This is a genomic window from Acidobacterium capsulatum ATCC 51196, assembly GCF_000022565.1.
Taxonomy (GTDB): Bacteria; Acidobacteriota; Terriglobia; order Terriglobales; family Acidobacteriaceae; genus Acidobacterium; species Acidobacterium capsulatum.
In genome coordinates this window covers 3,573,802-3,598,506 of record NC_012483.1, presented here as the reverse complement: position 1 = coordinate 3,598,506, position 24,705 = coordinate 3,573,802, and the positions used below count along the sequence as shown (strand labels likewise).

Annotated in this window: 25 protein-coding genes; 11 read left to right on the top strand and 14 right to left on the bottom strand. The window is 58.9% G+C overall.

Annotated elements, in window-relative coordinates; translation table 11 throughout:
- Positions 1–80: 80 nt before the first annotated feature.
- The 7 genes from ACP_RS14770 (at position 81) to ACP_RS14740 (ending at position 6,885) form a co-directional block, all read left to right on the top strand.
- The gene (locus tag ACP_RS14770; protein ID WP_015898158.1) at positions 81–1,277 is read left to right on the top strand and encodes a type II secretion system F family protein; all 1,197 of its coding nucleotides are present in this window, start codon (positions 81–83) and stop codon (positions 1,275–1,277) included.
- Positions 1,278–1,297: 20 nt separating this feature from the next.
- Positions 1,298–2,926, top strand: coding sequence for a GspE/PulE family protein (locus ACP_RS14765; RefSeq protein WP_015898157.1), 1,629 nt, complete (start codon positions 1,298–1,300; stop codon positions 2,924–2,926).
- A gap of 80 nt (positions 2,927–3,006) precedes the next feature.
- Positions 3,007–3,837: a type IV pilus biogenesis protein PilM gene (gene pilM, locus ACP_RS14760; RefSeq protein WP_169305992.1), complete on the top strand. Its 831-nt coding sequence runs from the start codon at positions 3,007–3,009 to the stop codon at positions 3,835–3,837.
- Positions 3,837–4,565, top strand: a complete 729-nt coding sequence (locus tag ACP_RS14755; RefSeq protein ID WP_015898155.1) for a PilN domain-containing protein — start codon at positions 3,837–3,839, stop codon at positions 4,563–4,565. The genes pilM and ACP_RS14755 overlap by 1 nt, the downstream gene beginning before the upstream one ends.
- Positions 4,565–5,209: a hypothetical protein gene (locus ACP_RS14750; protein ID WP_015898154.1), complete on the top strand. Its 645-nt coding sequence runs from the start codon at positions 4,565–4,567 to the stop codon at positions 5,207–5,209. The genes ACP_RS14755 and ACP_RS14750 overlap by 1 nt, the downstream gene beginning before the upstream one ends.
- The gene (locus ACP_RS14745; RefSeq protein WP_015898153.1) at positions 5,200–5,805 is read left to right on the top strand and encodes a hypothetical protein; all 606 of its coding nucleotides are present in this window, start codon (positions 5,200–5,202) and stop codon (positions 5,803–5,805) included. Before ACP_RS14750 ends, ACP_RS14745 begins: the two co-directional genes overlap by 10 nt.
- Positions 5,806–5,820: 15 nt before the next feature.
- Positions 5,821–6,885, top strand: a complete 1,065-nt coding sequence (locus tag ACP_RS14740) for a hypothetical protein (protein WP_015898152.1) — start codon at positions 5,821–5,823, stop codon at positions 6,883–6,885.
- Between the two features lie 50 nt (positions 6,886–6,935).
- Here the strand turns inward: ACP_RS14740 and ACP_RS14735 are convergent, their stop codons facing one another.
- Together ACP_RS14735 and ACP_RS17470 are read right to left on the bottom strand one after the other, a co-directional pair.
- The gene (locus ACP_RS14735) at positions 6,936–7,304 is read right to left on the bottom strand and encodes a HesB/IscA family protein (RefSeq protein WP_015898151.1); all 369 of its coding nucleotides are present in this window, start codon (positions 7,302–7,304) and stop codon (positions 6,936–6,938) included.
- 116 nt (positions 7,305–7,420) lie between these two features.
- Positions 7,421–7,885: a ComEA family DNA-binding protein gene (locus tag ACP_RS17470; protein WP_015898150.1), complete on the bottom strand. Its 465-nt coding sequence runs from the start codon at positions 7,883–7,885 to the stop codon at positions 7,421–7,423.
- Positions 7,886–8,110: 225 nt separating this feature from the next.
- Between ACP_RS17470 and ACP_RS14725 the strand changes: the two genes are divergently transcribed.
- The gene (locus ACP_RS14725) at positions 8,111–8,377 is read left to right on the top strand and encodes a hypothetical protein (RefSeq protein WP_148215177.1); all 267 of its coding nucleotides are present in this window, start codon (positions 8,111–8,113) and stop codon (positions 8,375–8,377) included.
- Positions 8,378–8,475: 98 nt separating this feature from the next.
- Here ACP_RS14725 and ACP_RS14720 read toward each other — a convergent pair whose 3' ends face one another.
- From ACP_RS14720 to ACP_RS14710, 3 genes are all read right to left on the bottom strand, one after another.
- Positions 8,476–10,356: a hypothetical protein gene (locus tag ACP_RS14720; protein ID WP_052294837.1), complete on the bottom strand. Its 1,881-nt coding sequence runs from the start codon at positions 10,354–10,356 to the stop codon at positions 8,476–8,478.
- Positions 10,357–10,563: 207 nt separating this feature from the next.
- Positions 10,564–10,959 carry a hypothetical protein gene (locus ACP_RS14715; protein WP_015898148.1) on the bottom strand — a complete coding sequence of 132 codons (396 nt, stop codon included), beginning with the start codon at positions 10,957–10,959 and terminating at the stop codon, positions 10,564–10,566.
- Between the two features lie 22 nt (positions 10,960–10,981).
- Entirely contained in the window at positions 10,982–11,602 is a 621-nt protein-coding gene (locus ACP_RS14710) for an FMN-dependent NADH-azoreductase (protein WP_015898147.1), read from the bottom strand.
- Positions 11,603–11,720: 118 nt separating this feature from the next.
- Here ACP_RS14710 and ACP_RS14705 point away from each other — a divergent pair, with 118 nt between their 5' ends.
- Complete coding sequence (locus tag ACP_RS14705) at positions 11,721–12,344, top strand: TetR family transcriptional regulator (RefSeq protein ID WP_015898146.1); 624 nt, start codon at positions 11,721–11,723, stop codon at positions 12,342–12,344.
- 63 nt (positions 12,345–12,407) lie between these two features.
- On the opposite strand, the gene ACP_RS14700 is transcribed toward ACP_RS14705, so the two are convergent.
- Complete coding sequence (locus tag ACP_RS14700) at positions 12,408–13,556, bottom strand: SGNH/GDSL hydrolase family protein (RefSeq protein ID WP_083770631.1); 1,149 nt, start codon at positions 13,554–13,556, stop codon at positions 12,408–12,410.
- Between the two features lie 117 nt (positions 13,557–13,673).
- Here ACP_RS14700 and argG point away from each other — a divergent pair, with 117 nt between their 5' ends.
- Positions 13,674–15,011: an argininosuccinate synthase gene (argG, locus tag ACP_RS14695; RefSeq protein WP_015898144.1), complete on the top strand. Its 1,338-nt coding sequence runs from the start codon at positions 13,674–13,676 to the stop codon at positions 15,009–15,011.
- Between the two features lie 85 nt (positions 15,012–15,096).
- Here the strand turns inward: argG and mtgA are convergent, their stop codons facing one another.
- The 6 genes from mtgA to ACP_RS14665 all read right to left on the bottom strand — a co-directional run bounded on the left by mtgA (position 15,097) and on the right by ACP_RS14665 (position 22,307).
- Positions 15,097–15,804 carry a monofunctional biosynthetic peptidoglycan transglycosylase gene (mtgA, locus tag ACP_RS14690; RefSeq protein ID WP_015898143.1) on the bottom strand — a complete coding sequence of 236 codons (708 nt, stop codon included), beginning with the start codon at positions 15,802–15,804 and terminating at the stop codon, positions 15,097–15,099.
- A 127-nt stretch (positions 15,805–15,931) separates the two neighbouring features.
- Entirely contained in the window at positions 15,932–17,605 is a 1,674-nt protein-coding gene (locus ACP_RS14685; protein WP_148215314.1) for a GMC family oxidoreductase, read from the bottom strand.
- A 53-nt stretch (positions 17,606–17,658) separates the two neighbouring features.
- Complete coding sequence (locus ACP_RS14680) at positions 17,659–18,405, bottom strand: gluconate 2-dehydrogenase subunit 3 family protein (protein ID WP_015898141.1); 747 nt, start codon at positions 18,403–18,405, stop codon at positions 17,659–17,661.
- Positions 18,402–19,373, bottom strand: a complete 972-nt coding sequence (locus ACP_RS14675) for a hypothetical protein (protein WP_148215176.1) — start codon at positions 19,371–19,373, stop codon at positions 18,402–18,404. The genes ACP_RS14680 and ACP_RS14675 overlap by 4 nt, the downstream gene beginning before the upstream one ends.
- Before the next feature lie 9 nt (positions 19,374–19,382).
- Positions 19,383–20,474 (bottom strand): enolase C-terminal domain-like protein, encoded by a 1,092-nt coding sequence (locus ACP_RS14670; RefSeq protein ID WP_148215175.1) that lies wholly within the window; start codon positions 20,472–20,474, stop codon positions 19,383–19,385.
- A gap of 87 nt (positions 20,475–20,561) precedes the next feature.
- Positions 20,562–22,307: a thiamine pyrophosphate-dependent enzyme gene (locus tag ACP_RS14665; protein WP_015898137.1), complete on the bottom strand. Its 1,746-nt coding sequence runs from the start codon at positions 22,305–22,307 to the stop codon at positions 20,562–20,564.
- 527 nt (positions 22,308–22,834) lie between these two features.
- Here ACP_RS14665 and ACP_RS14660 point away from each other — a divergent pair.
- Positions 22,835–23,995 (top strand): Gfo/Idh/MocA family protein, encoded by a 1,161-nt coding sequence (locus ACP_RS14660; protein ID WP_015898136.1) that lies wholly within the window; start codon positions 22,835–22,837, stop codon positions 23,993–23,995.
- A 115-nt stretch (positions 23,996–24,110) separates the two neighbouring features.
- Here ACP_RS14660 and ACP_RS14655 read toward each other — a convergent pair whose 3' ends face one another.
- Both ACP_RS14655 and ACP_RS17810 read right to left on the bottom strand, forming a co-directional pair.
- The gene (locus ACP_RS14655) at positions 24,111–24,341 is read right to left on the bottom strand and encodes a hypothetical protein (protein WP_169305991.1); all 231 of its coding nucleotides are present in this window, start codon (positions 24,339–24,341) and stop codon (positions 24,111–24,113) included.
- Between the two features lie 109 nt (positions 24,342–24,450).
- The gene (locus ACP_RS17810) at positions 24,451–24,597 is read right to left on the bottom strand and encodes a DUF3309 family protein (RefSeq protein WP_015898134.1); all 147 of its coding nucleotides are present in this window, start codon (positions 24,595–24,597) and stop codon (positions 24,451–24,453) included.
- Between the last annotated feature and the right edge of the window lie 108 nt (positions 24,598–24,705).

Genomic DNA, 24,705 nt, shown 5'->3' with positions numbered 1-24,705 from the left:
TTTTGAGCGCACGGCAAGCGCCGGGCGTCTATCCCTGTACACAAACTGCTACCCTTGAAAGAGCAGAAATCGCAAGCATTATGGCCGAATTTGTCATCAAGATGGCCGATGAGCGCGGACGCGTGCAGGAACAGGTGCAATCCGCAGCCTCGGCAGAGGAGTTGCGCCAGCGCTTCTCGCAAGCGGGCTACTACGTGTACTCGGTGAAGCCGCGCGGGCTGACCGGCACGGCTCGCAAGATCAAGCTGGAACCGTTTCTAATCTTCAATCAACAGTTTGTCACCCTCATCAAGGCCGGATTGCCGATTCTCAGCTCGGTCGAAATGCTGGCCCAGAGCCAGAAGAATCCTCACTTCGCTGCACAACTGCAAAATGTGGCCGCGCGTGTGCGCACAGGCGAGTCCATATCGAGTGCCTTCGACGCGCAGGGTGGATTTCCGCCGATCTACACGACCACGCTTCTGGCAGGCGAGCGAAGCGGCAACCTCGAAGAGGTGCTGACACGCTATCTGGCCTTTCAGCGCATTTCGCTAACCTTTCGCAAAAAGCTGCAGGCATCGCTGATTTACCCATCGATGCTCATCGTGCTGGTCTTTGGCCTTTTTATCTTTCTCATCTCGTTTGTGGTACCGCGCTTTGCGATGCTTTATGACCAGATGGGCTCAAAGCTGCCGGGCATCACGCTGGCACTACTGGCCTTCGGCAAGGGAACGCAGCACTACATTCTCTACATTCTGCCGGGCGTGGCGCTGCTGGTCTATCTGCTGCTGCGCTGGAGCCGCACCGACGGCGGCGCTGACACCATTGACGGCATCCGCATCCGCCTGCCGATCTTTGGCATGATCTGGTTGAAATACCAGGTGGCGCTGTTTTCGCGCACGCTCTCGACGCTGCTGATGGGCGGCCTGCCGCTGGTGCCGTCGCTCGAAACAGCAGCGCGCTCCATCTCCAGCAAGCGGATTGCGAAGGCGGTCTTCAACTCCGTCAGCAGTGTGCGCGAGGGCAAGGGACTGGCCAACAGCTTCAAGAACACGCGCGTCTTTCCTGCACTCTCCACTGAGATGATCGAGGTGGGCGAATCCACCGGCGCCCTGCCACAAATGCTGAACTCGGTCGCCGAGTTTTTTGAAGAAGATGTGCAGACGGCCCTGACCGCCGCTCTATCGTTGATTGAACCGGCCATTCTGATCGTGATGGGCATCGTGGTGGTCGTGATTCTCATCGCCCTTTACCTGCCGATCTTTTCGCTGGGCAGCACCAGCGCGCTCGGCAGCTAAGGCAGAGAGGAGACAAAGAAATGGCAGACATTCCGGTCATGGCGATTCCTACCGAGGTGGATGAGGTCACGCACGCGCAGACGCTCGCGCGCCGCTATCGCTGTGAGTTTATCGACCTCAAGAACTTTCGCATTCAGCATGAAGTCATTCGCAGCGTGCCGGTGGAGTTGATGTTCCGCTACAACTTTGTGCCGCTCGAACAGCAGGAAGACCGCATCGTGATCGCCGTCTCTGACCCCAGCCGGCTGATGGTGCTCGATGAGATTTCAAGCCTGCTGGGGCAGCGCGTGCTCACGCGCGTGGCCACGCTCTCGCAGATCACCGATCTGCTCAAGAAGACTGAGCAGTCGCAGCGCGTGCTTGATGAAGCCTCAGAAGGACTGACCTTTGACGTGATCTCATCGGAGGACAATCCAGACGAGAACATCTCAATTGAAAAACTGACCTCAGAAGAGGACATCAGCCCGATCATCCGCCTGGTCGACACGACCATCTTCACCGCGCTCGAGCGCCGTGCCTCTGACATTCACATTGAGACCTATGACGACTCGGTGGTGATCAAGTACCGCATTGACGGCGTGCTGCAGGCGGCCATGGCACCTATTGCGCGCGAGCACCACCAGACCATTCTGTCGCGCATCAAGGTCATGAGCGAGCTCGACATTGCCGAGCGGCGTGTGCCGCAGGACGGGCGCTTTCGCGTGCGCTACAAGACGCGCCTGATCGACTTCCGCGTCTCCATTATGCCGACCGTGCATGGCGAAAACGCCGTGCTGCGCGTGCTCGACAAAGAGTCGATGAGCGAGAAGTTCCGCCAGCTCACGCTCGACGTAGTGGGCTTTCATGAGGACGATCTGCGGCGCTTCCGGCGCTACATTCGCGAGCCCTACGGCATGGTGCTCGTGACGGGCCCCACCGGCTCGGGCAAAACCACTACCCTCTATGCCGCTCTCAACGAGATCAAGAGCGACGAAGACAAGATCATCACCATTGAAGACCCGGTCGAGTACCAGATTCGCGGCATCACGCAGATTCCGGTCAACGAGAAAAAGGGCCTCACCTTTGCGCGCGGACTTCGCTCCATTCTGCGCCATGACCCGGACAAGATTCTCGTCGGTGAAATTCGCGACCAGGAGACGGCGCAGATCGCCATCAACTCCGCGCTGACCGGCCACCTGGTGTTCACCACCGTGCACGCCAACAACGTGGTAGACGTGCTGGGCCGCTTTCTGAACATGGGCGTGGAAGCCTACAACTTTGTCTCGGCGCTCAACTGCATTCTTGCGCAGCGGCTGGTGCGCACCATCTGCGACTTCTGCGCGCATGAGGTGTATTACGACGACGAGACGCTGATCACCGGCGGCCTCAACCCCGACGAGTGGCGCGGCTTTGCCTTCCGCGAAGGCGCCGGGTGCATCGAGTGCGGCGGTACTGGATATCGCGGCAGAACCGCGATTCACGAGCTGCTCGATCTCACTGACCCGATCCGCGAAATCATTCTTGAAAAGAAGCCCAGCTCTGAAGTGCGGCGTCTGGCGCAGCAGGAAGGCATGCAGTTCCTGCGCGAGAGCGCGATTGACCGCGTGCGCAGGGGTTTCACCACGTTAAAGGAAATCAACAAAGTTACGTTTATCGAGGCGGCTCGCTAGTGGCTCCATCGCTTCCTTTTTTGAATATCAATACGCATCAGCGGCCAAAACTGGCATGCGAAATCTTCGCGGATCGCGTCGTGTCCGCACGGCGGCCAGCAGCCAAAGGCGCTGACCAGTCTCTGCAGTTTCATACCGCGCCGTTGCCGCCGGGTGCGATTGCCGCCGGCCTGAAGACGCCCAACTGCGTGCAGGCAGCCGCGCTGACTGAAGCCGTGCGCAGCGCGCTCGACCAGACCGAGGCGCGCACCCGAAACGTCACCGTGATTGTTCCGGACGCAACCGCGCGCATCTTTCTGCTGGACTTTGACTCGCTGCCCTCCCGCGAGCGCGAGGCGCTGCCCATTCTGCGCTTCCGGCTGCGCAAGCTGGTTCCATTTGAAGTGGATGATGCCGCCATCAGCTACCAGATTCTGCAGCAGCTTCCAGCCCAGGTTCGCACGCTGGTGGTAGCCATGCCCGGCCCGGTGCGCGCGGAATACGAGTCCGTAATACGCGCCGCCGGATACGAGCCGGGAGCAATGATGACCAGTACGCTGGCCTCACTGGCGGCCCTGCAGAGCACCGAACCCGCACTGCTGGTGAACCGCAGCGGCGGCTCCATCACCACTGCCATTGCCCGCCAGGATGAACTGCTGCTGCATCGCACGCTCGAGCTGCCACCGCAGCCGGATCTGCTGCAGGAGGAGCTGGCGCAATCTGTGACTGTGGCGGTAGCTTATTTTGAAGACACGATGCAGTCCATTCCCACCTCGGTCTACTATGCCGGGCCGGGCGGCGCGGCCAGCTTTGCCGAGCTGGTGCAAAATGGCGATCCGCTGGCGCCGCGCATTCGCGATCTTGCGCCCGCACCCACTCATCCTCAACTGGCCGGGCTCACCGCCGGCGTGACAGGAGCGCTCGCAAGCTGATGCGCATCACCGTCAATCTCGCTTCCCGCCCTTATGTGGAGCTGCGCCCCGTCTATCAGCGGCTGCGGCTCTGGGTGCTGATTCTGGCGCTGGCAGGCACGGTGCTCGCCTACCTGCTGCACATGGATCGGCAGAGCGCCACTGCGGCCACCGCACACGTGCAGTCACTCGATCACCAGATCAAACAACTGGAGCAGCGCCGCGAGGGCTATCGCGCGCTGATGCAGCAGCCGGAGAATGCGGCCACGCTGCGGCAATCAAACTTTTTGAACGGGCTCTTCAAGCGCAAGGCCTTCTCCTGGACGGCAACCATGGAAGACCTTGAAAATGTGCTGCCCAGCGGCGTGGAAGTGCAGAGCCTGCAGCCGATTGTGCATCCGGATGGGCATGTTGTGATCCGGCTGCGCGTGCTCGGCCCGCGTGATCTGGGCATCGACCTCATCCGCAATCTGGAGCACTCGAAGTACTTCGCTTCGCCGCGCCTGGCAAGCGAATCACTGGCCTCCCGCGGCAACGGCAACCGGCGGAATGTGAGCGCCAATCTGCCGGTGTACGTGAACTTTGACATCCTGGCCGACTACCGCCCGCTGCCGCACCCGGCGACGGATAACGGGACGGCTAAGGCTCCTGCAAAGAACCATGCCAAAAAGCCCGTCGCAGCCGCGCGGCACAAGCATTCTGCCGCAAAACCATCGCCCGATGTGCGTTCGCGAAAGGAGTGCCCGTGATGAATCGCATCCGCGCTTTTTTCACTCCTTTGAATCTGCAGCTCGCCGCGGTAGTCCTGCTGCTGATCGTGGATATCGTGATCGGAATCCGCGTGGTGCTGGCGCAGCGCGCCATTCACTCCGATGAATCCGCCGCTTTCACGGCGAAGGAGATTCACTACGGACAACTGCAGGCACAGATGGGCCACATCCAGAATTTGCCCGCCAAGGTACGGCAGTCCCGCAAGGACGCGGACAAGTTCATCGGCGACCGCATTGCACCCAACGACTCCACCATTGCCGGCGAGCTGGGCAATCTGGCCGCCAAGGAGAACGTGCAGCTCACCAATGCGCAGTACACCATGACCCCGGCCAGCGACGGTCTCACGCAGGTACGCATCGACGCAAGCCTGAGCGGGCAATATGCGCCGCTGATGCACTTTATCAATGACCTGGAGCGCGACAAGAACCACGTCTTCTTCATCATCTCGGGCATTGCGCTCAATGGGCAGCAGGGCGGACTCGTGAATCTGCGCCTGCGCGTGGATACCTACATGAGCGCGGCTGCGGGCAGCCCGCAGCCTTCTTCCAGCAGTGACGAGAGCGATGAGAATACCAGCGCGATGCTGCACAATCCCCTGCCGGAGGTGCGTGCATGGCGCTGAGGCTCGGTACAGAGAATAAGAGGAACGTCGCCATCGCCGCCACGCTCGGCGTCATTGTGGTGGGGCTGGTCATCTGGGAGGTCTATCACTTCTTCCTGAGTCCCTCGCCCGTACCGGCACCGCCGCCAGCGGCGACGGCCTCAGTAGGCGCAGCGGCCGGCAGCGGCAGCGGGCAAAATGCCGAGCGCGTTCCCGTGAATCTGTCGAAGCTCGATCCCACGCTGCATCCTGAGGTCATGGCCGAAGCCGAGTCGCTGCTCTATACCGGCTCGGGGCGCAACATCTTCTCGATGAACTCCGCGCCGCCGGTCAAGATTGAGCAGGTCAAGGGTCCCGTGCGTCCAGTTCAGCAGCAGGTTGCGCAAGGCCCTTCGGGTCCACCGCCTCCACCGCCAATCGATCTGCAGTTCTTCGGCTATGAGGCGCGCGGCAATGTGCGCAAGGCATTTCTACTGCACGGCAACAACATCTTCATCGCGTCAGAGGGCGAGGTTGTGGACCATCGCTACAAGGTCGTGAAGATTCTGCCGTTCTCAGTGCAGGTGACTGACCTGCTCTACAACCATACGGAGAGCCTGCCGCTCACGCGCAGCTAGGCCAAGAGTTTCAGCATGCAGCGCCGCATCTCACAATCCGCGCACAAACCCCGCCTCCCCAATGATCCTGAGGCGGGCATTGTGCTGTTGGCGGCCATCTTTCTCACTTTTTTGCTTCTGCTCTCGCTCGCCATTGCCGCACCCCGGCTGGCGAGATCGATGCAGCGCGACAAGGAGCAGGAGACGGTTGAGCGCGGCCGGCAATACGAGCAGGCCATCCGGCTCTACTACATCAAGTTCGGGCACTACCCCACCAAAATCTCCGAGCTGGTCAGCACCAACAACCTGCGCTTTCTGCGCCAGAAATACAAAGACCCGCTCACCGGAAAAGACGATTGGAAGCTCGTTCTCTACGGGCAGGCGCATGTGCATCCACTGGGCTTTTTTGGCAAGCCGCTGACGGCGGCCGGCGCGGCGGCGACCAATGTGACCGCGCTCTCGGGCGGCATGTATGCCATCTCGCAGGACAGCAGCATTCCCGGCGCGCCCGGCAGCGATGGCAACAGCAGTGCTGACGGGGATAGCAGCAACAGCTCCGGCTCTGATTCCGGTACAGGGTCCACTTCCGTGGGCGGCGGCAGTTCCATAGGCGGCCTCGGCGGTGGCACGACTGGCGTTACAGGCTTGGCGGGATCCAGCACGGCGACCGGAAGCTCCCCATTTTCCAGCTCCAGCTCATCGAGTGGATTTGGCTCCTCTTCTTCAGGCGGAGGCGGCTTCGGCAACACCGTGCCCTTTGTCGGGGTGGTGCCGCCGCTCAAAAAGCCGTCCATCATTGCCTTCCGCAAGCAGACGAACTACGACCGCTGGGAGTTCAACTACGATCCGGTGGAGGATCAGGCCGCAGCCGCGGTCTCCATTCTCGGCGGAGGCGCAAGCAATCTCAACGGCTCCAGCAGCAACAGCCTGGGCAACAGCGGCGGCACGAATAGTAACAGCCCATTCGACGGCAATGGCAATGGGTTCGGCAATAGCGGCTTCGGAAACAGCGATAACAATATGGGATTTGGCGACTCGAACAGCAACTCAAGCAACTCTGGAAGCTCGAGTGACAATTCCAATCCCAATCCGCAGCCATAACAAAAGGCTCGCCGCAGCGAGCCTTTTGTCTTTCAGAAATTCGCGAATGCTTACACGCTGAAGGAAGAACCGCAGCCGCAGGTGCTCTTCACGCTGGGGTTCTCAAACTTGAAGCCAGCGGCTTCGAGCGTCTCCACGTAATCGACCACGCAGCCGCTCAGGTACATCATCGAGGTTGCGTCTACGTAGACCTTGAGATTGTCAAAGCTCAGCACCTTGTCCATCATGCCGGCCTGGTTCTCAAACGACATGGAATATTGAAAGCCGGAGCATCCGCCGCCGACCACGCCGATGCGCAGCCCGGACGGCAGGGGGTCCTGCGTTGCCATGATCTCCCGCACCTTCTCGACCGCTTTGTCGGTCAGCGTCAGCGGGGTGGCGGGCTTTACAGTTTCAGGAGCAGCGGTTGCGGTTGCCATCGGTCAAAATCCTCCAAAGATGCTACTGCCAGTTTAACGCCGACCCCTCCGGGGCACCAAGCGTAAAACGGCCTGTCACTCAATATGATGCCCCCAACCGGGCATAGGATTCGCCCCTAATTCACCTGGATGTCAGCCTCCAGACGGTCGTACTCCCTCGACGAGATCGCTCCCTTTGTGATCAGGTCATGGCGGCTTTGATAGGGCCGGTGCGCCATAATGCTGTCGGCCGTCTCGTGGCCCACGCCGGGCAGCGTCTCCAGCTCGGCCTGGCTGGCCGTGTTCACGTTGACGGGGTGCAGGGGCTCTCCGGGCGCGGGTTTGCGAATGCCCTCCCGCACGCCCTGCGCCACGTCATTGATCTTCCGCTCGGCCACGCTGGCGGCATGCCGCGCCTGTTTGGCGGCCACGCGGGCATCCACTTTGGCCTTTTCGGTGGCCTGCGCCGCCTGCTGGCGCAGGCGTGCATCACTCTGCTGCTGATTGGCCGGGGCGCTGCTGCACGCCGTCAGGATAAACATCGCCGCCAGTCCGCAAATTCCCATCCATCGCGCCGCCGCGCGCCCTGTGGTGCTTTCCATGTTGTTCTCCGGCAGAGCCTTCGCGCTCTCTGCCTTGGCATGGATTCTCATCGAATCCATGCAGGTTGCCAGCCAGTCAACAATTGTGTGGAAAATCACTGTGCAACTCCCCGGGTGCAGGACTAATATGCTTCCCGACGGCCCCTCCTACCCCGAGGCGTCCTGCACTTCGCCTCCGGTTATCTGGAGCCGGCTCGACTACCGAACACGAGGTGTTGTATGCACATGATGCCAATCCTGTGGATCGTATGGGCCGGAATCGCCACTATCCTGGTCGCGCTGCTCATGTACCGTTCCACGCTGCTGAGCAATGAAGAGGATCAGATCCACCTCGATGCGAATGCCGAGCATGCGCAGCAGGAGCAGGATCTGATGTTTGCCCGGGCCCGCAGGCTCAACCCGTACGTTTACCTGACCACCGCCATCACCTGCCTCATGGGCGCCGGCATTCTCAGCTACTACATCTGGGATGCCATCCGGCACTTGAGTTAGCGCCCTTCGCGCTGTGCGCAGGCAGAGAAAAGCCCGGCAGGCCCGCTTCCACTGCGGGCCATACCGGGCTATCTGCTCTTTCTCAGTGACCGCGTGCGCTACTCTGTTTTGAATCCCACATAGCTGTGCGGCTCCACCGTCACGGTAAAGCTGGTGCGCACCGGGTTGCCGGGCATCTGGAAGATGTGCCGGTGCGTGCTTCCCTCGCCCTGCAGCACCTTGCCAGTGAGCAGGTTTTCAAGCTGCTTGCCCTTGCCCAGCACCGAGAGGGTCACCTTGACGGGGTGGTTGCGGTAAGACTCCACCACAAAGGTGCCGTTGTTATAGGCAAACAGGCTCACCTGGCTCGGGGCGTTCATCTGCACAGGAAAATCCTGCATGATGTAGCTCTTGATCGAGGTAAGCACGGGCTGCGGCAGGTTATAGAGATCGTTGAAGTCGTCCGGGATGGTCAGCACGAAGAGGTTGCCGTGGCCGTAATGATCCATCAGCAGCAGCGGCGCGCCCAGGCCGTTCGCAGTGCCACGCACCACCGGCCATGCGTCGTTGGTCTCATAGTCCACCGCCGGCACCAGCACCTCGCGCTGCCCAGGAGTCGCGCCCAGCGCGGCGCCATTGCCCGCGCCAAAGTTGCCCCAGTAGTGATCGATCATCAGCTTGCGGCTGGTGGTGCTCAACTCCGCGATGCTCTCAATACCACGATGCTGCAACGCCTTCAGCAGCCCTGAGGTGATGACGACATCGCCACCCGCCATCAGGTTCGACTTAATCTCGCTCACAATGTCAGGGTCAGCCTGCGCGGACTTGGTCAGTAACAGCATCTTTGCGCCCTTGGGAAACGCCGGCACCACGTTGACCGGAAGGCCGATCATGCCGAAGTACTCCTCTAGAAACTTCTCGCCCGTGGAGTAGTAGGGCCGGTAGAGATCAATGCCCACCGGCGTCCCCAGCTTGCCCACCAGCGGGTCGATCTCAGCCAGCGCATCGCCTGCGACAGCCGCAAAGTCCGGCGGATTCTGCGCGGCATTCGGATAAAGCTTGTTGTAGTCAAAGCTCGTGGGCAGATTGGCCCACGCGTCGCGGTCGCCAGGCTTGGCAGGCAGCAGCAGATTCGAGTACTCAAAGAGCATGATCTGCGGAGCCTTGGCCAGCATCGTGTCCCAAAGCTCTTCCGGGTAGCGGTCCACATACCGAATCGAGAACGTATCCACCCATCCGCCGCCATTGTGGCCCGGGTCTACGTTGTCAAAGTAACGGATGATCTCGTAGCTCTCATACTGCTGCAGGTTCTGGTCCGTGATGACAGGGTCGCGCGTCTCCGTGCCGGTGTAGATGCCGCTGAAGATCTTCGGCTCATTCTTGAGGTCATAGCCGTTGCCGTGAAAGTCCGGATACCAGTTGGGGAACTTGATGACCACCTGCGCATTTGGGTTCACGGATTTGGCCGCACCCGCCACCAGATCGCGCGAGACCTCATCCATGAGGTGCAGACGGAACTGTGACCAGCTCTGATTGCCCGTCGCCGCGATGTCAGAGGGCGTCTTGGTGTTGTTGAAGAAGAAGTCGTCAAGAATGATGTGGTTGAAGTGCTTTGCCGTGAACTCGGAAACGCGCTTCACATACGCACGGTCGGCCGGGTTGGTATAGCAGAAGGACTTGAACTGCCCATTGTCGCGGTCAGAGAAAGCGATGCCGCCGGCAATCTCCACACCATGATCGCGAAAAAACTTCTTCACCTGCTCAAGGTTGGCCGCGCTCGCGATATTGCGGCTGCGGTAGGTCTCGATATAGACCTTGTCCACCTTGACGTGGCTGGAGATGGTCTTCCAGGTGCTTTCCAGGTAATGCGGGTCCTGCATCTTCTCAACAATGTTGACCGGAATGTAGACGGCGACCTTGAAGTTCTGGTGCTCAGCCGTGGGAGACGGAATCGGAAGCGGCGCATTCGCACTGGCTGTCTGCGCCTGTGCTCGCGGCATGAAACCGGGCAGAAAACATCCACACAACAGGAGAGCGGAAGCGCTCCCACGCAGCAGCAAACGCGGCAAAGCCCGCGGCAAACGATGCATCGTACACCTCAAATAAATCGATTGACCGCCACAATACGCCGCCTGAGGTGCGGATGGCAAATGAGCTGTGCCGCGCCCCACCGGCCTGAGCAGAGCGCGGTAATACAAACAGCCTGCTTATAGCTGTGAATGCTCCGGAACCTTCATCCAGAAGATGCCGGCGAAAGCCTGACGCACACTGAAGAACGTAATGAACCAGAGCAGCGTGGCAAAGAGCGCGATGGGCAGGCCCGAGGGCTCCATCAGCACGTGAAAGAGCAGAATGTTGACCAGCTCCGCACCCAGAATCGTCAGCGCCAGAGGCACAAAACGGTTCGCCAGCAGCAGAAGGCCACCGATCAATTGAACGGCAAACACGGCCACCAGGTAGTGCGACACAAACAACACTCCCATATATTGCCCGGCCACGCCCTTCGGCATCGCCATCGGCAGAAAGTGCAGAAAGCCATTGAGGCCAAAGACCGTAAACATCAGGCCCAGCAGAATGCGCGCAATCAGTGAAATTACTTTCATTATTTCTCTCCTTGCTCTTCTCTCAGGCGGCCGTCTCGCGAACCCGTTGCAGAACGGGCTCAAGAAAAGCCTCCCGGTCCACATCCGGATTGCGTAGCTGCGATGTGCCGCCCGCCGTGACCACCTGGATGTCCCGCACTCCCAGAAAGCCCAGAACCGTTTTCAAGTAGGGATCGAGAAAATTCATTCCCTCCGCCGGCGTGCCTGCGGAGTAGACTCCACCGGTCGCCGCCAGTATGGTCGCCTTTTTCCCCTGAAGCAAGCCCTGCGGCCGGCCATCAGAGTAGGCAAAGGTGCGTCCCACGCGAACCACCTGATCGATCCACAGCTTGAGCACCGCGGGAATGGAAAAGTTATGCATGGCCACGCCAATCGCATATTCGTCGGCGCGCTCCAGTTCCTCCAGGAATGCATCCGAAAGCGCGAGCCTGTCGTTCTGCTCGGCAGTGCGCTGCGGCGGCGGAGTGAAGCAGGCGCCGATCCACACGGCGTCGACCGGCGGCGGCGGAGCCAGCGTCAGATCGCGCACAATCACCACCCCATCAGGGTGGGCAGCTTTCCAGGCGGCGACAAATTCGTCCGTCAGCGCGCGGCTGACAGAGGTTTCCAGCGGACTCGAATCCAGACGAAGCAGGGTCAACAAGGCGAAAACTCCTAAACAACATAAGATGGTTAAACGACATATGTCGTATTCAGTAGACGACCCTTCGCATTCAGGAGATTCTTTTTTCCTCCATTCCCCTCTAATCTCAAGAGAGACCATGCCTGCTTCTGACTGCGAAGTTCGCGATCCACGCATCCGGCGCACGCGGCAAATGCTTCAATCCGCGCTGCTTACGCTGATGCAGAGCCGCGCCTTCGATGAGATCGCTGTGCAGGACATTGCCGAAGCCGCCACCGTCAATCGCGCCACCTTCTATGACCACTACACCGACAAATACGACCTGCTGAGGGCGACCATCGCCGGGGGCTTTCATCAACTGCTCGCCGAGCGCAATGTGAGCTTTGACGGCACCTGCCCTTCGGCGGCCCTCGCAATCATTCTGGCGGCCTGCGATTTTCTGGTACAGGGTCATGCCGAAGGCCGCTGCAACAAGCAGAGCGCTTTTGCGCCCCTGGTGGACGAGGCGATTACCACAGCCATTCGCCGCGTGCTGGCTGCCGGCATGGCGGGCGCCGCAGCAGCCTCGCCCCGCCCGGCGCGGGCCCTTTCCATGGACGAGCAGATGCGCGCCACCGCCGCCAGCGCCGCAATCTACAGCGCCGCCAGGGAGTGGTTTCAAACGCCGAAGCATCCCCCGGCCGAGAAGATCGCTCCGGTGATTCTGAAGATGGTGTTGCCCTTGCTGACAGCGCAGGAAGAAGACGTGGCAAACGCAAGGTGATCCTCCGCCTCAAACCGCGGCTGCCCTGAAGCCGAAGCCAACGCATCAAAATTGAGGCTTACATCAACGCCGCCAGACGCCCTTGCGCGCGTCAATCACCTGGATGAGCCTCGCTGCGATCGCCTTGTCATCCTGCAGCGTCGGATGCGAATCGCACGCATGGAACTGGAGTCCACGAATCTCCGCAAAGACAATGCGCTTGTCTCCCTGCCCCTGCAGGTGATCGACCACCTTGCTGGCCTGAGCAGCGACTTCTCCTTTGGCAACATCGGCGGCCCAGACGATCATGAGCGCGTGGGGATGACGGGCGCGCAACGACTGCAGAAACTTCGCATACGTAGCTTCATAGTCCGCATGCAGCGCGGCGCGCGTCTTCCACGGCTCGCCGGCATGCAGCTTCGTGGTGAAGTCATTGGTGCCAAGCCCAACCACGATCACCTGCGGCTTCCATGCAGGGTTTTCATACCGCTGCTGCTTGTTGAACAGAGTGTACGGATACGCTTCGGGAACCGTGTCAGCGGCAAAGCCGTTGTAATTGCGCACCACGCCGCGCCCTGAGATCGCATTCACCTGATAAGCCGCGTGATAGTGCCTGGCCACCCGAGGACCGAAGGCCTGCGTATCATCCGTGCGGGCCCACACCTGCTGCGTGGTGCAGGTGCGCGTGGGGGAAAGATTCCCGTACCCCACCGTGTAGGAGTCGCCAATGAACTCGATCTGGCGCTTCTGTCGCGGCACGCGCAGCCCTTTCTCACCTGCGGGAATCGCGAATCCATCAAAGGTGTTTGGCCCAGACTGGCTTTCAGTGGCGACGTAGACCCCCACCGTGTGGGGTCCATCGCTCAACCCGTCTATTTCATAAACGCCCGGCACCGGCTTCACCAGCATGCCCACCTTTTGCCCATCCACCCGGATGTGCAAAATCTCATGCGCCTTGCCCACACGAAAATACACATCTCTGCCTTTGAAAGCCGCGCGAAAATAGCTGCCCGGCCACTGCGATGTGTATTGCTCACCCCCAAACTCAGCCGCATTGGCCTCAGGTGTGATGAGCATGCGCCCGCCCGTCTGCATTGCCAAAGGATGCAGCACTGGCGGCTGCGTCACCGGATGTACCGAAATAGGCGCAGCCAGCCCGGCCGAGGTCAGGCAGGCAGAGAGCGCAAGTGGCAACAGAGCTTTCGACAGGGAGCGGCAAGCAAGAGTCAGCATGATTTCAATATACGGTTGCATGCACAACACACCGGGCGCGGCTGGCATTCTTAAGGAGCCGCTGCCGTAAAATCAATGAGGAACTCCACTCCTGCTCCACTTGAGGTTAGCCGCACCATGTCTGTGATTCTGGAACACCTGCCCACCGGCCAAAAGGTCGGCATTGCTTTCTCTGGCGGTCTCGACACTTCCGCCGCATTGCACTGGATGAAGCAGAAGGGCGCGCTTCCCTACGCCTACACGGCAAACCTCGGCCAGCCCGACGAGACCGATTACGAGGCGATTCCTCGCAAGGCTCTCGAATACGGTGCAGAAATCGCCCGCCTCATCGATTGCCGCGAACCGCTGGTGCGCGAAGGCATCGCCGCCCTGCAGTCGGGCGCATTCCACATCACCACGGCGGGCGTCACCTATTTCAATACCACGCCCATTGGCCGCGCCGTGACCGGCACCATGCTGGTGACCGCCATGAAGGAAGATGACGTCAACATCTGGGGAGATGGCTCTACCTTCAAGGGCAATGACATCGAGCGCTTTTATCGCTACGGATTACTCGTCAATCCTGACCTGAAGGTCTACAAGCCCTGGCTCGACTCCGCCTTTATTGATGAGTTGGGCGGCCGCGCCGAAATGTCAGAGTTCCTGCAGAAGAGCGGCTTCGACTACAAAATGTCAGCCGAGAAGGCCTACTCCACAGACTCGAACATTCTCGGCGCCACGCACGAGGCCAAAGACCTTGAGCTACTCTCCTCTTCCATTCGCATTGTGCAGCCCATCATGGGCGTGGCCTTCTGGCGTGACGATGTAGCCGTCAAGGCCGAGGAGGTCACGGTGCGCTTTGAAGAGGGCTTCCCCGTAGCGCTCAACGGCACCACCTATGCCGATCCGGTTGAGCTGATGCTTGAGGCCAACCGCATCGGCGGACGCCATGGCCTCGGCATGAGCGACCAGATCGAGAACCGCATCATCGAGGCCAAGAGCCGCGGCATTTATGAGGCTCCGGGCATGGCCCTGCTCTTTGCCGCATATGAACGCCTGATCACCGGCATTCACAATGAAGACACCATCGAGCAATACCACGAAAACGGCCGCAAGCTGGGCCGCCTGCTCTACCAGGGCCGCTGGTTTGACTCGCAGGCTATCATGCTGCGCGAGAGCGCACAGCGCTGGGTCGCGCGCCCCATCACCGGCGAGGTCACGCTCGAGTTGCGGCGCGGCAATGACTATTCCATTCTCAACACCGACTCGCCTAACCTGACCTTCAAGCCCGAGCGCCTCACCATGGAGAAAGGTGAAAGCACCTTCTCGCCGCGCGATCGCATCGGCCAGCTCACCATGCGCAATCTTGATATCACAGACACGCGAGAGAAGCTGCTGACCTATGCCAAGTCCGGGCTGATCACCCTCAGCCACGGCTCGGAGCTGCCTAAGCTGAACTCGGGCGAAAAGAATTAACTCATATAAAGACAGAAGGCCGGCGGAAGCCGGCCTTTCATTTCTCCATTTCGGATATACGCTGGGCATCAGCTTTTCTTCCCCGTTACCAGCCCATCTGCCGCATCCGCTTCAGAATAATCGCGCTGTACCAGTTCATTCGTTGCGGCTTCCACTTGAGCGGAGCCGGCAGGATCGCGGCCAGTCTGGCAGCCTCATCACGGCTCACGCTGCGCGCTGTGGTGTGGTCGTAGTACACGCACGCCGCCTGCGCACCGTAGACGCCTGGCCCCCACTCCACTTCATTCAGATACAACTCCAGAATGCGGCGCTTGCCCAGCACCAGTTCCGCCACCGGAACGAGAGATGCTTCCGCAACCTTGCGCACAATCGAGCGGCCTGTTCCGAAGAATAGATTCTTCACCAATTGCTGATCGAGCGTGGAGCCGCCGCGCAGCCGTCCCCCATCCATATCATGCTGGGCCGCGGACTCCATCGCATGCCAATCAAATCCGTGGTGCTGGTAAAAGCGCGCATCTTCGGCCGCAATGACCGCATGCTGCAGATTCGGTGAAATGCGGCTGAGCGGCTCATATTCATAACGCAGACGATAGGGCCGATGATGAACCCAGGCCTCGACTCTTCGCTCCATATGCACAGCCGTCGTGGGCGGATTGATCCATTTGGCCGCCACCAGCATCAGCGCCGCCAGCAACCAGAGACAAACCACAGTCGCGACAACCCACCGCAAAGTGGTTCGCCACCAGCTCTCACGCCGGGGACTTCTGGATTTTGAGGCGGACTTTCTGACCATGCTTCCAGCATCATAGCCGCAAATGTAGAAATCGCCGCTAACACTTTCTTCCTTCATGCAATGGGGCCACGGCATCTCAAAACACCGCGGCCCTAATTATCGAAGCGCATTTATGTAACCGTATTCGCTACGTAATCCGCGGATTGCCCCGCATCGCCGTGTATTTTGGACTCAGATCGTGTCTCGTGTGAGGCTCTTCCATATTGCGCCGGTTGGTGAAGAAGATATCTTCCCCTTCCCGAATCAGGTAATCCGCCGTGCGGGCCGCCAACGCCTGAATCGTCAGTCCGGGATTTGCCGATCCCTGCGTGGGCAGAATACTGCCGTCGCAAATAAACAGGTTCGGGATATCGTGCGTGCGCCCGAATTTATCCACGACAGAAGTCGCCGGATTATCGCCCATGCGCGCACCGCCCACCAAGTGGGCGTAGCGCGCCTCCTGCACCACCAGATCCGCACCCGCCGCCTTCATGACATCCATGGCCTTGTTTTTTGCAAACTCAATCAGCTTCTTGTCATTGTCATGCAGGTTAAAGGTCACCTTGGCCACCGGCAAACCATACTGGTCCTTCGCCTCCGCAAGTTCCACGCGGTTGTCATCCCAGGGCAATATCTCACCAAGCACGCCAAAGGCCGCCCAGTGGTTGTAGTCCATCATCACGCGGCGCATGCCCCAGCCCCACGCTCCCAGAGCGTTCATCATGTGCTTGGCAAAGGCGACGGGCATGGGTGCCACTGTCTGAATGGCAAACCCACGCGCAAACCCGCGCTTCGGGTCCGTCTCGTAAAACTCCTCTGTCAGTGCATTCGCCGGCGGCGCCTTATACATGCGAATCAATTGCTCGAATCGTCCCGCAACCACATTGCCGGCTTGCGCCATCAGGTAGCGTCCCAGTGTTCCACTCGAATTAGCAAGTCCTTGCGCATGACCTGGGCACGCTGAGTTCATCAGCAACCGTGGCGTCTCGATCGCGTATCCAGCCACGATCACGGCGCGCGCCTTCACCATATGCTGCTTGCCTTTTCGATCCAGGTATTCGACGCCTGCAACGCGTCCATCGTCGCGCATCACCACGCGTGAGGCCATGCACAATGAGCGAATCTCCGCGCCATGTTCGATTGCGTCCGGCACATGCGTGATGAGCGTGCTGGCCTTGGCCCCCACCTTGCAGCCCTGCAGACAAAATCCGCGATAGATGCAGTGCGGCCGATCCCCATGCGACGAAGACAGAATGGCCACTGGCCCTCCCGCAACCGTCCGAATCCCCAACTCGGTGCATCCGCGTACCAGCACATCGCTCACTCCGCCAGACGGATGCGGGGAATATGTATAGCCGTGCGGATCGCCCCATGGAAAGTACGCCGGCCCAGCCACGGGCATCTCGCGTTCGAGCAGTTCATAGTAGGGCTTCAGATCCTCGTAGCACATGGGCCAATCCGCGCCCACGCCATCGTCTGAGTACACACGAAAATCAGATGGATGAAAGCGCGGCGTAAAGGCCGCCCAATGCACCGAGCCGCCGCCCACGCCCTTGCCGCTGTTGTTCGAGCCCAGCGCCAGCGGGTCCTGGCCTCCGGTGATGCGAAGATCGTTCCAGTAAAGCTCGTGCGAACCCTCCTCGTCGCTTACCCAATCCCTCTCTGTATTCCAGAAAGGGCCGGCTTCAAGGCCCACGACCTTGAAACCCGCGCGCGCCAGGCGCTGCAACAACACGCCGCCCGCCGAACCTACGCCGACGATGCAATAATCCACTGTCTCGTCTTCGCCGAACTGCTTCATCGGCACCTCAATGGATTGCATGGGCCCAAGACGGTGCTTTCCATCCTGCATTTCAGATTTGAAGAATACCATCTCTACTGTCCGCCTCCGTTTCCAGATAAGGTCTTGTTGCCCGGCAACTCCAGTTCTGAAACCGAATCCGCGGGTGCGTTCCATTCATAGCGCCGCTCATCTTTCTCCCACGGTTCTGGCAGACCATTTTCAAGACGCATATAGCCGCGCGGATACGAAGGCCCCCCAAAGCCAATCTCATCCCATGCCCAAGGATGCGCATAGTAGGCCGTGACGCAATCCTCAAGCAGCATCGACCAGAACCGCCCCACCGGCATCGTCTGCCACACGTGGTGATCGGGATCAGGCTTCTGATCGCGCAGCGACTTGAGCAGTAATTCCTGCTGGTGCACCGACGCATCCACAAAAGAGACCCCGTAGCGGCCCATTGCCATCTCATCGATGGCCTGCACACCTCTCAGGTAGGCTTCCTGATCAGGCGGCATGTCTTCGTAACGAAAACCATTGAGGCGATTCTTGAAGAGCCGTCCGTCAATCACCGGCAAAACAGGAATCGTTCGGTCCTCCGCACGGTCATCCTGCGGCACCAGGCGATCCACAATGGCCTGCATGGTGGCAGCCTCTTTTTCATTGAAGAAGCGGATGGGGTCCGACAGCTCTACACGCTTTTGCACCACTTGCAACGTGGCCTCGTCCCAATATTCCTTCTGATCGAGAGCACTGAAACCGTTGTAATACCCGGGCTGTGACAGCTCTTTAATTTCACGTCCCCGGACGGAGTCAAATGGAAAAGATCGTTTCGTTGTCATCGATTCTCCCTGCGTAAAAGGCTGGCCATCATTCCGAGAAATCCGCACGCGGCAAACAGCATCGGCGCAAAAATGGGCGGCCCGTGCAGGATGTTGTACACCGGCTTCTTCCAGCCGCCAGGCCTGCCGCCGATACCTCGTACGTGATAGAAGCTCCCAATCAAACCATCCGCCATGGCGAGCGCTGAGGCAGCGGGCAGCAGTGTCTTGGCGATGCGCTCACTCTTCAGGCTTCCGGCTGCCCCAGCCAGCAACAGCGGAGTCAGAATGATCGGGCTCCACTGAACGCGCATTCTGAAGTTGGACTTGTAGTGGGAGTAAAGTGTTTCAAAGCCGCAAAAGAGCGTCCACGCAAAGGTCACGACCGCGAGGTGCCTCTGAAAACGCCCGTAGCGCAATTCCTCGCGCCAGCCGTTACGACCGCTCTGCTCCTCGTCCTCCGGCTCGCCCGGCCTTTCGTCTTCACGCCGCAGGTACGAAGCCATGAAGCCCAGATAGGCGCTGGTGCCAAACAACAGCGGAGCTACAATCGGCGGCCCCATGACGATATTCGTCACCGGTAATCGCCATCCTCCCGGCTTGCGTGCAATGCCTCGCGCATGAAAGAAAAAGCCGATGACTCCATCGGCGAGCGTGATCAACGACATCCAACGCAGCAGCGTCCGCGCCGCCCACTTGTTAAAGAAACCCAGAACGCCAGCCGCGCTCACCGCGCCACTCAGAATCACTGGCGTGTACATCACCGGATTGCTGTAGCTGCCTTTGTAGTGCTCATAAGCCACTTCCAGACCGGTGACAGCACTCGTGCCAGCGGCAATCAGGCAAAGACTGCGTTGAAAGCGCCCATCACGAATATGCTCGAGAGCTACTTCTGTCAGGTTCGCCGCTTGTTTCATCGTTAACGCGGTACTGTGGTCTTCCTTCTCACTCCGCAGTCCGCTCCTGTTGTCCTCCCGTTCTTCTTCCATGCGTCTCCCTCAGACGGCGTATTGTTTTGCATCCTTGTGTTTGAAAGTCAGCCCCATGCCAGGCGCGGAAAGATCCGGCGTCAACCGCCCGTCTTTCTGCGGCAAAAAGCCATCAAAAAGCATCTGCTCTATCCGCACGTGATCATGAAAGTATTCGACATTGCGAAACCCTTCCGCCGCGCAGCCCACATGCATGTGCAGACTCGGCGCACAGTGAGCCGAGGTGGGGCATCCAAAGCTGGCAGCAATCGCCGCGCCTTGTAGAAATCCGGTGAATCCCAGGCATCGGGTGGCATCCATCTGCAGCACATCCACCGCGCCCGCATGCAGCATGTGACGAAAATAGCGAGCATCGTAACCGTATTCACCGGCAGCAATGTCCATTCGTGAACCGACTGCCGCGCGCACGCGGCTCATCTCCAACAGATAATCGGAACTGATCGGCTCCTCAAACCAAACCACGCCTTGCTCTGCGAACTCCTTCGCCATGGCCACCGCCTGTCGCGCGGAATAGGCCCCATTGGCATCGACGAACAGCTCGGTATCCGGTCCGATAGTCTCGCGCGCAACTCGCACGCGACGCGGGTCCTCGACAGGCTCCGACCCGACCTTCATCTTCACGCTGCGCAAGCCTGCCTCAGCCCAACCGCCGAGTTGCGCGCGCAGTTGCGCATCCGAGTATGAAGTAAATCCTCCGCTGCCGTACGCCTCCACTGAGCTTCTTCTCTGCCCCAGCAACCGCGTCAGCGAAACATCCAGCAAGCGCGCCTTGAGATCCCACAAAGCAACATCGAGCGCCGAAATCGCCATGGCACAAAGGCCCTGTTGACCATTGTTCCTAACCTTGCCAAACATGGCTGCGTGTAATGCCGGAATATCGAATGCCGGCTTCCCCTCCAGGCAGGTCTCTGCGAGGTGTTTCGCCATGGCTGCCGCTGCCGGATGAGCATAGGTGTAACCCGTACCCATCTGCCCGCCAGCCCTGATCTCTGCCAGCACGAGCGTCGTGGAATCCCACGATAGAGTTCCATCTGCTTCTGGCGCATCGGTGGGAATGGTGAATGCCGCAATCTCAACTTTCTCAATGAGCATTTCCGGCATTCCCATCCCCATCCTCTATCTTCTGGACGCAGCAAATCTATTTGCACCGTCTACGGTTACGTGTTCAGAATCCTCGGGTACGACTCCCTAAACCAGTTCCCTCACCTTGTCATACGCATTCGTGAGAGCAATTCTGGTCGCATTCGGCTCACCCCGCGCCAGCGCTTCCCCGAGCTTGAGCGCTTGCGACGCCTTAATCTTGGCGGGCATCGGCGGAGTAAATTGATCCACCACCGCTTCAATCAGGACCGGCTCTTTTTTGTTGGCTAGAAGATCGAGCTGTGATCCGCACGTCTTGGCATCCTCGATGCGGATAGCGTCCAGTCCCGCACCCCGGGCGATGGCGCTGAAATCAGCCGGATACAGATCGCACGCATACTCTGGATTGCCCAGAAACACCATCTGCTCCCACTTGATCTGCCCCAACGTATTGTTCTTGATGACTACGATCTTGATGTTGAGCTTGTAAGCAGCAACGGTGATAAGTTCACCCATCAGCATGCTCAAACCGCCATCGCCGATAATGCAGTAAACAGGCCGGTCAGGATACGCAACCGCTGCACCAATCGCATACGGCAGCCCACAGGCCATCGTCGCTAGATTTCCCGAGCAGCTATGCTTCTGGCCGCGAAGCGCCGGCACATAGCGCGCCCACCACGTCGTAATCGTCCCGGAATCCGACGTAACTATCGCATTTGCAGGGATTCGCTTGCCCAACTCCCAGCCCATCACCTGGGGCTTCATCGGTTTGTCGTCGCGAGTGCCACGCTCTTCGAGCAGCTTCTGCCAATCTGCCTTGGCCTTCTGTGCTTTCTTCAAAAAGCTGCCATCGTGGTCCTTCAGCAAAGGCAGCAGCGCGCGCAGACACGTGCGGGTATCTCCTACCAGCCCAACATCCGCCGGATGACGCAGCCCGATTCTCTGCGCATCGACGTCAATTTGAACGCATTTCACCGTGCCCGGCTTGGGCAGAAATTCAATGTAAGGGTACGAAGAACCCACGATGAAGAGCGTGTCGCAATCTTCCATCACATCCTGCGAAGGCGCGGTGCCCAGCAGACCAATACCACCAGTCGTATAAGGACTGTCATCCGGCACGCATGCTTTGCCCAGCAAAGCTTTCACCACGGGCGCTCCGAGCCTCTGTGCCATCTCCTCCAGTTCGCTCGTCGCGTGCAGAGCCCCACGTCCGGCGAGGATCGCAATCTTCTTTCCGCGATTCAGAATGTCAGCGGCATGTTCCAGTTCCACACGTGCCGGCAACTGATCAAAATAGGCTGGCGTTGAGGTCGTATGATGCTGCGGATCCCGCGAAGAGCGTCCTTTGTTCGCATCCTGCACCTGAACATCAACGGGAATCGTGATGTGCGAGACACCGCGCGCGTTCAATGCGCTGCGAATCGCGAGGTCCGCAACGCTTTCCATGTGAGCGCCGCTCATGACGCGCTCGTTATACACAGCCACATCGATAAACAGCTTGTCGAGCTGTACATCCTGCTGCGTGAAGGTGCCAATCAGATCGCTGTGCTGCATGCCGGTGATCGCCAGCACCGGCGCTCCATCCATCTTTGCGTCATACAGACCATTCAGCAGATGAATGCCGCCGGGCCCCGAAGTGGCCACACACACTCCCAGCCTTCCTGTGAACTTCGCATAGGCGCACGCCGCAAAAGCTGCAGACTCCTCATGGCGCATATGCACAAAGCGGATCCTGTCCTTCTGCTTTCGCAGCGCCTCAAATACTCCGTTGATTCCATCCCCGGGGATACCAAAGACGGTATCGACTCCCCATGCAATCAGGCGTTCTACCAAGACATCCGAAGCATCTGCCACAGATTGACCTCCTCTGGCGCAATAAAGCGCATATGACCATCAACTACTTTGTAGGAAGCAGATCAGCGGAATCGAGTTTTCTCTCTCTGAGTCTTTCAGTCTCGCGCACCGACAATCGAATGCGATGAATAGAAACATAGCTTCTGATTCGTGTCTAAATGCAGAACCGCGCATCAAACGTGCGAAATAGAAATGCAACGACGTTGATAGCCTATGCAATGCGAGCAATAACCATGCTGCCCTGAATAAGGTTCTGCACCGCCGCCTCTACAGCACTTGCTCAGGAGTGAGACTTCTTTTCTGGCTTGGCTGTGTATCTTGATCGCGCCCTCGACTTCAACTTCCGCCTGCGCATCCCAGTAAGCAGAAGGGCTGCCAGGCTCGGTAACTTGCTTTCGCGATCTGATTTAGGCGCTCTCACAGCCAGATCTCTCACGACCAAGGTGTAGCTGCGAACATCTCTTGGCGCGCTCTCACAATCCATCCGCGCCGCTCGCTGAAGCCAAAAAGAAGAAGGAGAAATATCCATGGGAATCAAAGAAGCATTAGGGCTCGAATCCGGTCCCAAAGTCCGTTACGCGATCGTCGGCCTCGGAGATATCGCGCAGGAAGACATGATGCCCGGAGTAGACCACACGGGAAATTCTGAGATCACGGCGCTCGTCACATCGGATGCCACCAAGGCAAAACAACTCGGCGACAGATACGGTGTGAGCGCAGTCTTCAGCTACGAGCAATTTCCTGATGCCATCGCCTCCGGCACCTTCGACGCCATCTATCTTTCCACTCCAAATTGGCGTCATTCTGAATTCATCCTTCCGGCACTGCAAGCGGGAATCCATGTGCTCACGGAGAAGCCTCTCGAAGTCTCCGTTGAAAAGTGTAACGAGATTCTCGATGCCGCGGCGTCTTCCAACGCCAGGCTCATGGTCGCTTATCGTCTCCACTTTGAACCCGCCACGCTCGACACCATCGATCGCATTCGGGACGGAGAGATTGGCGAGGTGCATCTGTTTTCTTCCACCTTTGCGCAGCGCGTGGACCGGGACAATCATCGCGTCAAGCACGGCAGTCTTGCCGGCCCCGTCTTTGACATGGGACCCTACCCCGTCAATGCGGCCCGTTACATATTTGAAGACGAACCCACCGAAGTAGTTTCCGCAGTCGGAACCCGTCACCCGCAATCAGGCTTTCCGCAGGACTTCGATGACACAGTTGCGGTCACCTTGCGCTTCCCACAAGACAGGCTCGCGCAATTCAATCTCTCTTACTACGGCAATCCCTCTGACTCATTCATTGCGGTGGGCACTGAGGGCACGATTCAACTCGATCCGGCATACATGTTCGGGCAGGGCCTCAGGCAAGTCGCCACCGTTGGCGAAAAAAAGAATGAACGTACCTTCAAGAACACCGACCACTTCGGCGGCGAACTCAAGTATTTCTCCGAGTGCATTCTGAACGGAGAAATCCCCGAACCGGACGCGGAGGAAGGCTTCGCAGACGTCCGCATTCTTGAGGGAATCATGAAGGCTCTCGAAACCGGAACATCCGTGAAGCTTCCTCCATTCCGGCGCTCACGACGCATCGATACCGAACGCCAAAGAATGACACTCGGCGCGGTGTCTACCCCCGAACTCGTGCATGCCAGCAATCCCGGCCCGGGATCGGAGAAGAAGCCGAAGAATTGATGTGACGCGTGCTGCGGGATGCTGCCGGTCCCCACTTCTCTCAACGATCGAAACCCCGCTGCACAACAGCGGGGTTTCTTGACTTGACCGGTTCCATACGGTTTGTTTTGCTGAATCAGGAGATTCCTCCCGGTCCAGTTGCCGGTATTTTCAGATTCTCATCGTATTTGTGCTCGGTACGGTTACCTTTCTCTGCCATTTCGTTCGCAATCTGGTCGATTCGGCGCTGTTCATCCGATTCTCGCGATCCCGGGAACTCCTTTTGATCAATCTCGGGGGTTTTCAAGCTGTCTGGTTCTTCTCTCATAATTCTTGTCTCCTGCTTCACAAAAGATGCTGCAGCCACTGAGCCGGGTTATCCCGCCTCCGTACACTTGTGAGGCATCCCTGCCAAACCAAAAGGCCAGAGTTTAAAACTCTGGCCTTTCATCATCAAAGCAATGCCGGTGAACCCGTCAGATCACTCGCAACAGAAGCAGAATAATCAGAATCAACAGGATCAGACTGATGCCGCCGCCGCCGTAATATCCAACACCGGGGCCCATTCTGTATCCGCCAAAACCAAATACCAACAACAGAATAATCAAGATGACGAGAAGCATTTGTTCTCCCTTCGAGTAACCACTTATGCATTAGCCGTTCGTTCTAGTGCTCGCCGCCGTGTGGTACTGATAGCTTTGCGTCACGCCCGCACTGCGCCCGGAATACAT

Excerpts from the sequence above, each read along its gene's own strand:
- ACP_RS14725 (WP_148215177.1), top strand. The coding sequence starts at position 8,111 with ATGATGCCAATCCTGTGGATCGTATGGGCCGGAATCGCCACTATCCTG.
- ACP_RS14675 (WP_148215176.1), bottom strand. The coding sequence starts at position 19,373 with ATGGAAGAAGAACGGGAGGACAACAGGAGCGGACTGCGGAGTGAGAAG.
- ACP_RS14720 (WP_052294837.1), bottom strand. The coding sequence starts at position 10,356 with ATGCCGCGAGCACAGGCGCAGACAGCCAGTGCGAATGCGCCGCTTCCG.
- mtgA (WP_015898143.1), bottom strand. The coding sequence starts at position 15,804 with ATGGTCAGAAAGTCCGCCTCAAAATCCAGAAGTCCCCGGCGTGAGAGC.
- ACP_RS14685 (WP_148215314.1), bottom strand. The coding sequence starts at position 17,605 with ATGCAATCCATTGAGGTGCCGATGAAGCAGTTCGGCGAAGACGAGACA.
- ACP_RS14755 (WP_015898155.1), top strand. The coding sequence starts at position 3,837 with ATGCGCATCACCGTCAATCTCGCTTCCCGCCCTTATGTGGAGCTGCGC.
- ACP_RS14735 (WP_015898151.1), bottom strand. The coding sequence starts at position 7,304 with ATGGCAACCGCAACCGCTGCTCCTGAAACTGTAAAGCCCGCCACCCCG.
- ACP_RS17810 (WP_015898134.1), bottom strand. The coding sequence starts at position 24,597 with ATGCTTCTCGTCATCTTGATTATTCTGTTGTTGGTATTTGGTTTTGGC.
- ACP_RS17470 (WP_015898150.1), bottom strand. The coding sequence starts at position 7,885 with ATGGAAAGCACCACAGGGCGCGCGGCGGCGCGATGGATGGGAATTTGC.
- ACP_RS14740 (WP_015898152.1), top strand. The coding sequence starts at position 5,821 with ATGCAGCGCCGCATCTCACAATCCGCGCACAAACCCCGCCTCCCCAAT.
- ACP_RS14745 (WP_015898153.1), top strand. The coding sequence starts at position 5,200 with ATGGCGCTGAGGCTCGGTACAGAGAATAAGAGGAACGTCGCCATCGCC.
- ACP_RS14660 (WP_015898136.1), top strand. The coding sequence starts at position 22,835 with ATGGGAATCAAAGAAGCATTAGGGCTCGAATCCGGTCCCAAAGTCCGT.
- ACP_RS14680 (WP_015898141.1), bottom strand. The coding sequence starts at position 18,405 with ATGACAACGAAACGATCTTTTCCATTTGACTCCGTCCGGGGACGTGAA.
- ACP_RS14705 (WP_015898146.1), top strand. The coding sequence starts at position 11,721 with ATGCCTGCTTCTGACTGCGAAGTTCGCGATCCACGCATCCGGCGCACG.
- ACP_RS14770 (WP_015898158.1), top strand. The coding sequence starts at position 81 with ATGGCCGAATTTGTCATCAAGATGGCCGATGAGCGCGGACGCGTGCAG.
- ACP_RS14670 (WP_148215175.1), bottom strand. The coding sequence starts at position 20,474 with ATGCCGGAAATGCTCATTGAGAAAGTTGAGATTGCGGCATTCACCATT.
- argG (WP_015898144.1), top strand. The coding sequence starts at position 13,674 with ATGTCTGTGATTCTGGAACACCTGCCCACCGGCCAAAAGGTCGGCATT.
- ACP_RS14765 (WP_015898157.1), top strand. The coding sequence starts at position 1,298 with ATGGCAGACATTCCGGTCATGGCGATTCCTACCGAGGTGGATGAGGTC.
- ACP_RS14715 (WP_015898148.1), bottom strand. The coding sequence starts at position 10,959 with ATGAAAGTAATTTCACTGATTGCGCGCATTCTGCTGGGCCTGATGTTT.
- ACP_RS14750 (WP_015898154.1), top strand. The coding sequence starts at position 4,565 with ATGAATCGCATCCGCGCTTTTTTCACTCCTTTGAATCTGCAGCTCGCC.
- ACP_RS14700 (WP_083770631.1), bottom strand. The coding sequence starts at position 13,556 with ATGCTGACTCTTGCTTGCCGCTCCCTGTCGAAAGCTCTGTTGCCACTT.